This window comes from Ochrobactrum sp. BTU2 (assembly GCF_024539785.1).
GTDB lineage: Bacteria > Pseudomonadota > Alphaproteobacteria > Rhizobiales > Rhizobiaceae > Brucella > Brucella anthropi.
Genome location: NZ_JAHWRG010000002.1, coordinates 78157 through 90395, shown reverse-complemented (window position 1 = coordinate 90395; position 12239 = coordinate 78157). Strand labels below are relative to the sequence as shown.

The following is a 12239-nucleotide window of genomic DNA, read 5'->3' as shown; positions in this document are numbered from 1 at the left end:
GGGCCTCTGCCGATACAGCTTCTCGCGCACGGTTCTTGACAGGTTCCAATGCTCCGGCTCAAACAAGAACCCAAAGCATATATATGGTTGCAGGAGACAGGCTGTCCATGACCGATCAAGAAAAGTCCGCTGACGCTCAAACTGACGCAATGCGTGAGCTTCTTTCCATCCTCGATCTGGAAACTCTTGAGGTGGATCTGTTCCGCGGCAACAGTCCACAGGTCGGCTGGCAGCGGGTTTTCGGCGGGCAGGTGATTGGGCAGGCGCTGATCGCAGCGCAGCGCACGGTTGAGCCCGAGCGACATGTCCACTCCCTGCATGCCTATTTCGTGCGGCCAGGCGATCCAGCGATCCCGATTGTCTATGAGGTGGACCGTATCCGCGACGGATCGAGCTTCAGCACACGGCGCGTTCTGGCAAAGCAGCATGGCAAGGCCATTTTTTCCCTTTCGGCTTCGTTTCAGGTGGATGAGGGTGGGCTCGATCACCAGCTTCCCATGCCGGAAGGACTACCGATGCCTGAGCAGCTTGTCGGCGATCGCGACATCAAGGAGCAGTATCTCCATATGGCGCCGCCCAATGTGCGCAAATACTGGGAGCGGGAGCGACCTATCGAAATCAAGCCTGTCTCGCTGACCCATTATTTCTCGCGCGAGAAGCTTGAGCCTGTCCAGCATGTTTGGGTCAGAGCGCGCGGTATCGTGCCGGATGACCGGGCATTGCAGGCCGCCATTCTCGCCTATCTCTCCGATATGACGCTGCTCGATACGTCCCTGCATCCGCATGGCCGCACCATTTTCGACCGTGATCTGCAGGTTGCAAGCCTCGACCATGCCATGTGGTTTCACCGGCCATGCAGGCTTGATGACTGGTTGCTCTACACGCAGGACACTCCCAGCGCCTCCGGCGCGCGCGGTTTCAACCGGGGGGCGCTTTATACACGTGATGGCGTGCTGATCGCATCGGTTGCGCAGGAAGGGTTGATCCGTGTCCATGACAAAAAGAAGTGATTAAGTTTTAATCGCACATTAATCAGTCGATTAAAAATAAGGCATTTCGCTACTGATTAGCGGAATGCCCGTGGTGCAAAAACCGAATCGAATGAATCACTTACGGCGTCATTCGGTTCGAAATCGTAGCGGCACCACCTCTTCCATGGCCCGGAATTTCCGCATCCGGCGCACCGAATATCAGAAAATTTGCAGTTAATTTGCCAGCCAGGGCCAACTGGCACGATTTTTGTTTCTCTCTGTTTGAACCGGTCTTTCCAGCGCAGCCGCGTTTGAAGCCGCCCTTCGACGGAGAAATTCGATGCTCATAACAGGAAGAAACAAGCAAACGGCCCTTCTGGCTACCCTGCCTGCGCTCGTCGCCATGGCCGGGACGGCATTGGCACAGGACGCCGCACCGACACCAACCCTCGATACGGGCGATACGGCGTGGATGCTGACTTCAACCGCGCTTGTGTTGATGATGACTATACCGGGTCTCGCACTGTTCTATGGCGGCATGGTGCGCAAGAAGAACGTGCTCTCCACGGTGATGCAGAGCTTCGCCATTACTTGTCTCATGTCCATTCTGTGGATGGTTGCAGGCTATTCGCTGGCCTTTACCGATGGTGGATCGCTCAACTCTTATATTGGCGGTCTTTCCAAGGCCTTTTTCTCCGGCGTCACGATGGAATCGCTGACGGGAACGATCCCCGAATATGTGTTTATCACCTTCCAGATGACTTTTGCGGTGATCACGCCCGCACTTATCGCCGGTTCGTTTGCCGAACGCATGAAGTTTTCCTCCATGCTTGTCTTCCTGACCCTCTGGCTGTTTATCGTCTATATCCCGGTCGCGCATTGGGTCTGGGGCGGCGGCTTCATGGCGTCGGATGGCGTGCTTGATTTTGCTGGCGGCACGGTCGTCCATATCAATGCCGGTGTGGCCGGTCTGGTTGCGGCTCTCATCATCGGCAAGCGCGATGGTTACGGCCACACCAACATGGCGCCGCATAATCTTGTCCTTTCGGTCATTGGTGCTGCCCTTCTGTGGGTTGGCTGGTTCGGCTTCAATGCCGGTTCCGCTGTCGGTGCCAATGCACTTGCTGGCGTCGCCATGCTCAATACGCAGGTTGCGACTGCCGGTGCAGCTCTGGCCTGGATGTTTGTGGAATGGGCGATTGCAGGCAAGCCGAGCGTGCTCGGTATCATTTCAGGCGCCGTTGCCGGCCTTGTTGCCGTTACGCCTGCCGCCGGTTTCGTCAACCCCATGGGTGCGCTCATCATCGGCATCGTGGCTGGTGCGGTCTGCTATGTGGCGGCTGTAAAGATCAAGCATGCGCTCGGTTATGACGATTCGCTCGATGCGTTCGGAGTCCATGGTGTCGGCGGCTTCGTCGGTGCGGTGCTGACCGGTCTCTTCGCCGATGCGGCGATCAACCCGGCCAGTGAAGGTGCAACCATCGGCAAGCAGTTCTTCGGTGCTGCCATCACGATTGTCTATACGGCGATCGCCACCGCGATCATTCTTTACGTGGTCAAGGCCGTCATGGGTCTGCGCCCCAGCAAACAGGCCGAGATCGAGGGCCTCGACATCGCTTTGCACGGCGAATCCGTTCAATAGAGCGGGATTGTCTCAAGAGGAAAAAGGCGCGGAAAACCGCGCCTTTTTCATTTTGTCGACAGGATTTATCTGCGGCCTGATGCATGGTTAATGAGGAATTAACCACCCTGCGACTAGGATCGGACCGATTCAATGTGCCCGGAGCATTTCCGCTCAGGGGCCAGCAAATATTTTCGGTTCGGGACAGGCTATATGCGGCAAGGATATTCGCCCTCATACCCGCTGCGTGACGAGCGGATTACGGAAGACAGGCTGAAACTGGCCAATCTCTTCCGCAGGCAGTTCTATATCCTGTTCGGATTGGGGCTTCTGGCGCTCACCGGCATGGCGGTCGGCGCATTGGCGACTTGGAATGTTGCCGATCCGAGCTTCAGCCATGCGACCGACAATCCGGTAACGAATGCGCTGGGTTATCCGGGCGCAGTGTTCTCTGACATTGCCATGCAGTTTTTCGGTCTGGCGAGTGTTCCCGCTCTGCTTCCGCTCGCCGTCTGGTCGCTGCTGATGATGACACGCGGCGGCATTGGCCGCGTAGCCAAGCGCAGTTTCGCGTGGCTCGGCGCTGCACTCCTGTTTGCAGCCATCGCCAGCTGCTTCGCCGTGCCGGAAAGCTGGCCGATGCCGATTGGTCTCGGTGGCGTCTTCGGCGACATGATCCTGAAGTTCCCGGGTCTTTTTCTTGGCAGTTTCCCGCAAGGCGCGATCGCTTCAGGCATTGCGCTTATCCTCGCCGTACCGGCCTTCTGGCTCTGCCTTTTCGCCAGCGGTATCATTGGGCGCGGTGTGGGGATCGTCAATCCTGCACAGCCCTCGGGCCGCCGTGGCGCTGAGGAGGATGATTTCGCAGTAGATGACGAGGACGATGAAACATCAGCCGGTGGTGGTTTCCAGCTTATGGGTGCACTCACCCATCTGGCACTGACCACGACCGCGAACTTCAAGCGCCTGACGGGGCTTGGCCGTTGTCGCCCGCGCGCGGAAGATTTCGACAATATGCGCGTTGTGCGCCGCAACGCCGAAACACGCAATGCGCCGCGCCGCGAACCCGGTTTCGGAGCGCCAGCGGCTGCTGATGACGAACCGCCTTTCGATATGGACGATATGGATGACGGCGCGCCGCTCGCCGGTCAGGAATGGCACGATGCGCCGCCGCCGCGTAGCCGAAAGGCTCGCGTGGAACAGGCCGCTCCGTCGCCGAAACCCGGTGCACGCGCCCAGCGTGAGGCGCAGCCATCCTTCCTCAAGGACAATGGCGTGTTTGAAATGCCATCGCTGCATTTCCTTGCCGAACCGAAGCTCGTCCAGCGCGATCCGGCGCTTTCCAAGGATGCGCTGGAACAGAACGCCCGTCTGTTGGAAGGTGTGCTGGAAGATTTCGGCGTGCGTGGTGAAATCATCAATGTGAAGCCTGGTCCGGTGGTGACACTTTACGAACTGGAGCCCGCACCGGGAATCAAGTCCTCGCGCGTCATCGGTCTTGCCGACGATATCGCCCGCTCGATGAGCGCGATTGCAGCACGCGTGGCCGTCATTCCGGGGCGTAACGCCATCGGCATCGAACTGCCGAACCCGAAGCGTGAGATGGTTTATCTGCGCGAGATGCTGGCAAGTCGCGACTTCGAACAGTCGAAGGCGAAACTGGCGCTTGCGCTCGGCAAGACCATCAATGGCGAGCCGGTGATCGCCGATATCGCGAAGATGCCGCACGTTCTCGTCGCCGGTACGACCGGTTCGGGTAAGTCGGTGGCGATCAACACCATGATCCTGTCCTTGCTTTATCGCATGACGCCGCAGGAATGCCGCCTGATCATGATCGACCCGAAGATGCTGGAACTCTCCGTCTATGACGGCATTCCGCATCTGCTGACGCCTGTCGTAACCGATCCCAAGAAAGCCGTGGTCGCGCTCAAATGGACCGTGCGCGAAATGGAAGACCGTTATCGCAAGATGTCGAAGGTCGGTGTGCGCAATATTGACGGCTTTAATCAGCGCGTCGGCCTTGCGCAGAAAAAGGGCGAGCCGATTGCACGTACGGTCCAGACCGGCTTTGACCGCAATACCGGCGAGGCGATTTACGAGACGGAGGAGCTCGATCTGGAGCCGATGCCATATATCGTCGTGATTATCGACGAAATGGCCGACCTGATGATGGTTGCCGGCAAGGATATCGAAGGTGCGGTGCAGCGTCTGGCGCAGATGGCCCGTGCGGCGGGTATTCATGTCATCATGGCCACCCAGCGCCCATCAGTGGACGTCATCACCGGAACGATCAAGGCCAACTTCCCGACCCGCATTTCATTCCAGGTGACGTCGAAGATCGATAGCCGAACCATTCTGGGCGAGCAGGGCGCCGAGCAGCTTCTCGGTCAGGGTGATATGCTCTTCATGGCTGGCGGTGGCCGCATCCAGCGCGTGCACGGGCCTTTCGTCGGTGACGACGAGGTGGAACGCATCGTGCAGCATCTGAAGCTTCAGGGCGTGCCGGAATATCTCGACGCCATCACCGAGGATGACGAAGACGACGAAGGTGGCAGCGGCCCGGCTGGAACCGGCAATTTGGAGGATTCCGACGATCCTTACGATCAGGCCGTGGCCGTGGTGTTGCGTGACAAGAAGGCTTCGACTTCCTACATCCAGCGCCGTCTCGGTATTGGTTATAATCGGGCTGCCTCAATCATCGAACGCATGGAAGAGGAGGGCATTGTCGGTCCGGCCAACCATGCGGGCAAGCGTGAAATTTTGGTTCCCACTGGCGACGATGATTTCTGATGGCCATACTCGCGCCCAACTGGCGGCGTAGTTAAACAGAATGATGAAAAGAGAAAGTTTGTCGATGATGTTCTCCCGTTTCTCCGCCTTCGCGAAAGCTGGTCGCCTTGCCGCCGTGCTGGGAATGGGAGCGCTTGGGCTTGGCATGACGTCGCTGGTTCTGGCTCCGGTCGCCGCGATGGCGCAGGGGGCAGGCGGCGGTGCGGCGGCACAGCAGATCGCCGATCATTTTTCATCGGTACGTACAATGACCGGCGAGTTCGTGCAGTTCGGCCCGAAGGGCGAACAGACGGGCGGCACTTTCTATATCGAGCGTCCGGGCAAGATTCGCTTCAACTACAATAATTCTCCAATCCGGGTGATTTCGGATGGCGAATCGGTCGTCATCAACAATCGCAAGCTCGATACATGGGATCTCTATCCGCTTTCGAAGACGCCCTTGAAGCTGCTGCTGGCAGATCGGATTGATCTGGGTGGGGGCCGTCTTCAGAATGTGAAGCAGGAGCCGGATATGACCACGCTGGTGCTGGGCGACAAGTCGATCTTTGGCGATTCGAAAATCACCATGATGTTCGACCCTAAATCGTACGAGCTGAAGCAGTGGACCATCACCGATGCCCAGAAGCTCGATACCACTGTCATGATCTTCAATGTGCGCAGCGGCGTGCGTTTCACCGACGATATGTTCAAGATCGACTATCAGCGCATCGCAATGAAGCGCAAAGGTCAGTAATCGTCAGTTTATGATAGGCAAGCCGTTTGCATTTGCCGGATAAATGATTAGGTTCGCGGCATCTTTTTCGTTGCTGCGAATCCTATCTCCATGGCCTTTTCCGTTGCTACCTGGAACATCAATTCCGTTCGTCTGCGTATGCCGCTGGTAGAGCAGTTTCTGCGCGATTATCAGCCGGATGTTCTGTGCCTTCAGGAAACGAAGTGCCCCGATAATCTGTTTCCGTCGAAAGGGTTCCGGGCTCTCGGCTATGAACACATCGCGATCAGTGGTCAGAAGGGCTACCACGGCGTTGCAACTATATCGCGGCGTCCTCTGACGGGCGTGGAAAAGATCGGTTTCTGCGACATGGGCGATTGCCGCCATTTGAGCGCTGTCGTCGAGGCGGGCGGTAAGAAGCTCCGTATTCATAACTTTTACGTTCCTGCGGGCGGTGATGAGCCGGACCCGGTAATCAATCCGAAATTCGCGCATAAGCTGGCTTTTCTCGAAGAAATGCGCGCTATCGTCGCCGACCGGCAGGACGGACATTCTTCCGTTCTCGTTGGTGATCTCAACATTGCTCCGCTCGAAAACGATGTCTGGTCGCACAAGCAGTTGCTCAAGATCGTCAGCCATACGCCGATCGAAACCGAAACGCTGGAAGATTTGCGTGTGAAGGGTGGCTGGAGCGACCTGATGCGACAGCTTATTCCGGCGGATCAGAAAATCTTCACTTGGTGGAGTTATCGCGCCAAGGATTGGGCCGAATCGGATCGTGGCCGCAGGCTGGATCACGTCTGGGGTTCTGCCGATCTTGAAGGGCATATGCAGGGTCTGCAAATCCTTCGCGATGCGCGCGGTTGGGACCGCCCATCGGACCATGTGCCAGTCATTGCGACATTCGATCTGGATTGATCGCGTCGTAAGGCTTATATAGAAGGCAGTTTAACAAGGAGAGAAGAACGATGGATCGGATTGCACTGTTTCAAATGACCAGTGTTTTCAACGTTTCCATGGTTCGCGATGTCTGCTCTTCTTACACTTCAGGATGTTTCCTGCGTTACGGCTGATGGACGTACTCTCTTCGAATCCATCAATTTCAGCATAACCGCAGGTCGCATCGGTCTGGTCGGACGCAATGGCGTGGGTAAATCGACGCTGCTGCACGTGATGAGTGGCGCGATGCTTCCGACAAGCGGAAATGTGACCGTAAACGGAACCATCGGTGTGTTGCGGCAGAACGTCGGCGGCGATGGTTCCGAGACGCTGGCTGATCTTTTCGATGCGCGCACAGACTTCGACATTTTGGCACGTGTCGAACAGGGCTTGGCCAGTGACAGCGATCTCAATGAGGCCGATTGGCTTCTGCCACAGCGTTTTGCCGACGTGCTGCAGCGGCTTGGTTTGCCTGATATGGCTCCCGACACACCCCTTTCGGCCTTGAGCGGTGGCCAGCAGACACGCGCGGCGCTTGCAGCACTCATCTTCCGCAAACCTGATCTCATTCTGTTGGACGAACCGACCAATGATCTCGATCGTGCCGGTCGTTTGGCAGTTGTCGATTTGCTGACCGCCTGGCGCGGCGCAGCCGTGGTGGTCAGCCATGACCGCGAACTGTTGCAGTCCATGGATGCGATAGCGGAATTATCTCCGGACGGGCTTCGGCTCTACGGCGGCAACTGGGACTTCTATCACGCAAAAAAGACCGAAGAGCGCGCGACGGCGGTGCGCGATCTCGTAACGGCACAGCGTGAAGTCAAGCAGGTGGAGCGGAAGGCACAGGCTGCAGCCGAAAGACAGGCGCGCAGCGATGCACGCGGTCGCAAATCGCGCGCCGATGCAGGGATGAGCAAAATGCTGCTCGATGCCCGAGAGGACCGTGCGCAGCAGTCGAAGGGCCGGGGCGATGCACTGGCGGAACGCCAGTCTAGCCGGGCCAACAAGCAGTTGCAGGAGGCGGAAGCAAAAGTCGAGCGAGTAAGGCCGATGCATTTCAATGTGGCTGGTGCGGTTCCGCCTTCCGGTCGCGTCATGCTCGAGATGCGAAATGTCTCGGGCGGGCCGCAAGCCGACTACCCGGTGATCCGCGACTTGTCATTGAAGATCGTGGGAGCTGAGCGTGTGGTTGTCACAGGGCCGAATGGCGCAGGCAAGACCAGCCTGTTGCGGCTGATTACGGGGGAGCTTCAACCTTTGGCCGGAACCGTCATGCGCCCGGAGCGCATGGTGATGTTTGACCAGCAGATGAACCTGATGGATCGCGGCCAGACCCTTTATGAAAACTATCGGCGTCTCAATCCGGGGTCGAACGACAATGATGCCCGTGCAGCACTGGCGCGTTTTTCGTTTCGCGGCGAGGGGGCTTCACGGCTTGCCAGCAGTCTCAGTGGAGGCGAATTGTTACGGGCAGCACTTGCCTGCGTTCTGGGTGGAACAGAGCTTCCCGAACTTCTGATCCTTGATGAACCGACCAATCATCTCGACCTCGATTCCATCGAGGCACTGGAAATCGCTCTCAATGCCTATGAGGGAGCATTGATCATCGTGAGCCACGATCAGGCTTTTTTCAATGCCATCGGAATGGAAAGGGTGATTGAACTCTGAAGAGGGTCAATCGCCATTCAGGCGCGGTGCGACTTTTTCGATTTCGCCGATCAGTTCCAGCAGATTGCGACTGACATGCGCATGGAGTGCCGCCGCCACTTCGGGATATTCTTCCAGAATGCGGCGGAAGATTGCGCGGCTGATGCGGATAACCTCGGTTTCCGCTTCGGCGACGGCACCGGTAAGACGCGAGGTCTGCGCGATCAACGCCATTTCGCCAATCATGGCGCCAGGGCCGACGGGGCGGATCGCAATCCGCCCTTCGTCTTGTTCGTGAAACAGGGTGATATTGCCCGATACGACGATATAGGCGCAGTCGGCACTTTGTCCTTCACGGAAAAGCTCACGTCCGGCCCTGAGAACGAGACGTTCCGCACCGAAGGCAAGCAACCGCAACTGTTCGGGCGTAAAAGACTCGAACAGGCCTACCGTGCCGAGAATGCGAATATCGTCATCAAGCGCCATGGGTCGTCAATACACCTGCATCGGGCGCTGTCCATCATGGGACAAGCTTGTATCCCCCGCTTTCTGTGACCAGAAGCGCCGCATTGGACGGATCTTTTTCGATTTTCTGGCGCAGACGATAGACGTGGGTTTCCAGCGTATGCGTGGTCACACCCGAATTATAACCCCATACTTCTTCAAGAAGCACATCGCGGCCGATAACCTTGTCGCCGGCGCGATAGAGATACTTGATGATCGCCGCTTCCTTTTCGGTGAGGCGAATCTTGCTGCCCTTCTCGTCGATGAGGAGTTTCTGGCCGGGCTTGAACGTATAAGGGCCGACGATGAAGGTCGCGTCCTCGCTCTGCTCGTGCTGACGCAGCTGCGCGCGCACGCGCGCCAGAAGCACTGCGAATTTGAACGGCTTGGTGACATAATCATTGGCGCCCGATTCGAGGCCGAGAATCGTATCCGATTCCGTATCGTGGCCGGTGAGCATGATGATCGGTGCCTTGAAACCACCCTTGCGCAGCAATTTTACGGCTTCACGTCCATCCATATCCGGCAGGCCGACATCCATGATCAGGAGGTCTACAATGCCGTTTCGTGCAGTCTGGATGCCCTTGGTGGCATTGTCTTCCTGCAAAATCTGGAATTCTTCGCACAGCTCCAGCTGTTCGACGAGGATAGAACGGAGATCTTCGTCATCGTCCACAATCAGTATCGTACGGCCTGTCATGCCTGTCCTCGTTACTCTTTGATTTAAATGGCTCTTGGTGTTTTATGACATTTAATGGAGACAAGTTGAAGCGGCGAAACGCGAAAGAGATTTTTGCTCTCGCCGACAACGGTTTGAAACATGCATGACACGGAGGCGGGGGCTTGGCCAGATACGAAATTAGCCGGGGAATTGGCATTATCGATGTGCGGGCCAAACCGGGCCACAAGACTCGCGGTTTGCTTGTTGCCGGCAATCTGGTGCTGGAATGCGCTCTTGGCAAGGGGGGAATCAGCGCTTTCAAGCGCGAAGGTGACGGAGCAACGCCTCTGGCAACCATGCGGCTGCTCTATGGATACCGGCGCGGCGACAAGGGTATGCTGCCGTCATCGCGGTTGCCGCTCGGGCGCATCCGCCGTCTGGATGGCTGGTGCGATGCATCGTCTGACGCCAATTACAACCGCCCGGTAAGGCTGCCTTATGCGGCAAGCCACGAGGATATGTGGCGGCGTGATGATCTTTATGATGTCTGCATTGTCATGGACTGGAATATTGCGCCGCGCCGTCGCGGATGCGGCAGTGCAATCTTCTTTCACCTTGCCAGACCCGGCTATACGCCCACAGAAGGCTGCATAGCATTGAGGCGCGCCGACATGGCGCGCCTATTGCCTCATCTGACGGACCGAACCGTGATCCGTGTCCTGAGATAATCGTCTCAGTGTGCGGCGGCAGCAGCAACGACCCTGACTTCATTGCCCTTGGCATCGTAGAGCTTGCCGTTCAGGAAATAATCTCCGTCATGCAGCTCCGAGATGTTGTGATGGCGGATGATGCGTTCCGTACCTTCCGCGAAGACTGACATCTGGTTGCTGTTGCCCAATTTGATTTCATTGAACATCAGGTTGAGCGCAATGGCCATCAACGCTGCCGAGCTGATGCCGGAGTGGAAGATGGTTTCAAACCAGGTCGGAAAGTTATGATAGAACTGGGGTGCGGCGATCGGGATCATACCGAAGCCGATCGAGGTTGCCACGATAATGAGATTGATATTGTTCTCGTAGTCCACTTTGGCGAGTGTGCGGATGCCGCTTGCAGCCACCGTGCCGAACAGGACGATACCCGCTCCACCCAGAACTGCCGGAGGAACGCAGGCAATCACCCGACCCATCACCGGCAGGAGGCCGAGCGTGATGAGGATCAGCCCGCCAGTTGCCACGACATAACGGCTCTTCACGCCTGTCACAGCGACAAGGCCGACATTCTGTGCGAAGGCGCTTTGCGTAAAGGAACCGACAACCGGCGACAGGATGCTTGAAAGCATATCCGCGCGCAGGCCGTTGGCGAGACGTCGCGAATCCACTTTCGTACCGAGGATTTCACCGACCGCCAGAATATCGGCGGAAGTCTCGACGAGCGTGACCATGATCACAATGAACATAGAGAGCGTTGCGGCGAGGCTGAATATCGGCATGCCGAAGTGGAAGATTTCCGGCAGCGCCACCATTGAACCTTCGCTCACCCGCGAAAAATCGGTCATGCCGAGCGCCCAGGCGATAAAGGTTCCAATGACCATCGCGAGCAGGATCGAAAGTCGCGAAATCGTGGCATTGCCCATCTTGCTGAGAATGAGCACGATGACCAGTGTGAGGCCGGCAAGACCGATATTGGCCATGCTGCCGAATTCGGGGCTGTTGCTGTCTCCGCCCATTGCCCAGCGCGCCGCAACAGGCATCAGCGTCAGGCCGATGGTGGTGATGACGATACCGGTGACGAGCGGCGGAAAGAAACGCGTGATGCGTGAGAATATCGGCGTGATGATAAGGCCGATGACGGCTGCCGCAATGACGGCTCCCAGCACGACCTGCAAGCCGGCTTCACCGGTCTGGCTCGATGTGACGATGGCCACCATGGTGGCGACGCCCGAAAAAGAGACGCCCTGGACCAGAGGCAGCTGGCAGCCGAAAAAAGGTATGCCGACGGTTTGCAGGACGGTGGCAACGCCACCGGCAAAAAGCGATGCGGTGATCAAGAGGCCGATTTCGGTTGGGCTGAGACCAGCCGCCTGACCGATGATCAGCGGAACTGCCACGATGCCCCCATACATGGTCAGCACATGCTGAAAACCATATGCCAGATTGGCAGCGACAGATAGTTTTTCATCTTCGGGACGCGAAAGCGTATCCGCCCCGGACTGGTGCGTATTCAATGCTACTCCCTCCCAGCAGGCGCGAACATATCGCGAGCCTGCTCTCTCCGTTCTCCCTGCGCTGGATCGTCATGACGGCATGTCTTTCGACACCCAACTGACGACGAAATGCGCGATGTCTCCTCCAAAGACATGTCGCAGGAGTATAACCGCAGCCGTCTAGATGACTG

General features: G+C 57.4%; 10 protein-coding genes. 7 read left to right on the top strand and 3 right to left on the bottom strand.

Annotated elements, in window-relative coordinates; translation table 11 throughout:
- Positions 1 to 107 precede the first annotated feature (107 nt).
- From tesB to KWJ32_RS05100, 6 genes are all read left to right on the top strand, one after another.
- On the top strand, positions 108 to 1010 hold the full coding sequence (gene tesB, locus KWJ32_RS05125; RefSeq protein WP_012091146.1) for an acyl-CoA thioesterase II: 903 nt from the start codon (positions 108 to 110) through the stop codon (positions 1008 to 1010).
- A 301-nt stretch (positions 1011 to 1311) separates the two neighbouring features.
- Complete coding sequence (locus KWJ32_RS05120) at positions 1312 to 2613, top strand: ammonium transporter (protein WP_010657567.1); 1302 nt, start codon at positions 1312 to 1314, stop codon at positions 2611 to 2613.
- 192 nt (positions 2614 to 2805) lie between these two features.
- On the top strand, positions 2806 to 5382 hold the full coding sequence (locus KWJ32_RS05115; RefSeq protein ID WP_012091147.1) for a DNA translocase FtsK: 2577 nt from the start codon (positions 2806 to 2808) through the stop codon (positions 5380 to 5382).
- A 64-nt stretch (positions 5383 to 5446) separates the two neighbouring features.
- Positions 5447 to 6115 carry an outer membrane lipoprotein carrier protein LolA gene (locus KWJ32_RS05110; protein ID WP_029375810.1) on the top strand — a complete coding sequence of 223 codons (669 nt, stop codon included), beginning with the start codon at positions 5447 to 5449 and terminating at the stop codon, positions 6113 to 6115.
- A gap of 90 nt (positions 6116 to 6205) precedes the next feature.
- Entirely contained in the window at positions 6206 to 7012 is an 807-nt protein-coding gene (locus KWJ32_RS05105; RefSeq protein ID WP_094514467.1) for an exodeoxyribonuclease III, read from the top strand.
- A 108-nt stretch (positions 7013 to 7120) separates the two neighbouring features.
- Positions 7121 to 8701 (top strand): ABC-F family ATP-binding cassette domain-containing protein, encoded by a 1581-nt coding sequence (locus KWJ32_RS05100; protein ID WP_151609625.1) that lies wholly within the window; start codon positions 7121 to 7123, stop codon positions 8699 to 8701.
- A 6-nt stretch (positions 8702 to 8707) separates the two neighbouring features.
- On the opposite strand, the gene KWJ32_RS05095 is transcribed toward KWJ32_RS05100, so the two are convergent.
- Positions 8708 to 9166, bottom strand: coding sequence for a cyclic nucleotide-binding domain-containing protein (locus KWJ32_RS05095; RefSeq protein ID WP_010657562.1), 459 nt, complete (start codon positions 9164 to 9166; stop codon positions 8708 to 8710).
- A gap of 34 nt (positions 9167 to 9200) precedes the next feature.
- Positions 9201 to 9884 carry a response regulator transcription factor gene (locus KWJ32_RS05090; RefSeq protein WP_006467959.1) on the bottom strand — a complete coding sequence of 228 codons (684 nt, stop codon included), beginning with the start codon at positions 9882 to 9884 and terminating at the stop codon, positions 9201 to 9203.
- Between the two features lie 143 nt (positions 9885 to 10027).
- On the opposite strand from KWJ32_RS05090, the gene KWJ32_RS05085 reads away from it, so the two are divergent.
- The gene (locus tag KWJ32_RS05085) at positions 10028 to 10573 is read left to right on the top strand and encodes a L,D-transpeptidase (protein ID WP_012091152.1); all 546 of its coding nucleotides are present in this window, start codon (positions 10028 to 10030) and stop codon (positions 10571 to 10573) included.
- Between the two features lie 5 nt (positions 10574 to 10578).
- Here the strand turns inward: KWJ32_RS05085 and KWJ32_RS05080 are convergent, their stop codons facing one another.
- On the bottom strand, positions 10579 to 12069 hold the full coding sequence (locus KWJ32_RS05080) for a nucleobase:cation symporter-2 family protein (protein WP_012091153.1): 1491 nt from the start codon (positions 12067 to 12069) through the stop codon (positions 10579 to 10581).
- Between the last annotated feature and the right edge of the window lie 170 nt (positions 12070 to 12239).

Coding starts and splice junctions, on each gene's coding strand:
- tesB (WP_012091146.1), top strand. CDS start 108: ATGACCGATCAAGAAAAGTCCGCTGACGCTCAAACTGACGCAATGCGT.
- KWJ32_RS05120 (WP_010657567.1), top strand. CDS start 1,312: ATGCTCATAACAGGAAGAAACAAGCAAACGGCCCTTCTGGCTACCCTG.
- KWJ32_RS05115 (WP_012091147.1), top strand. CDS start 2,806: ATGCGGCAAGGATATTCGCCCTCATACCCGCTGCGTGACGAGCGGATT.
- KWJ32_RS05110 (WP_029375810.1), top strand. CDS start 5,447: ATGATGTTCTCCCGTTTCTCCGCCTTCGCGAAAGCTGGTCGCCTTGCC.
- KWJ32_RS05105 (WP_094514467.1), top strand. CDS start 6,206: ATGGCCTTTTCCGTTGCTACCTGGAACATCAATTCCGTTCGTCTGCGT.
- KWJ32_RS05100 (WP_151609625.1), top strand. CDS start 7,121: ATGTCTGCTCTTCTTACACTTCAGGATGTTTCCTGCGTTACGGCTGAT.
- KWJ32_RS05095 (WP_010657562.1), bottom strand. CDS start 9,166: ATGGCGCTTGATGACGATATTCGCATTCTCGGCACGGTAGGCCTGTTC.
- KWJ32_RS05090 (WP_006467959.1), bottom strand. CDS start 9,884: ATGACAGGCCGTACGATACTGATTGTGGACGATGACGAAGATCTCCGT.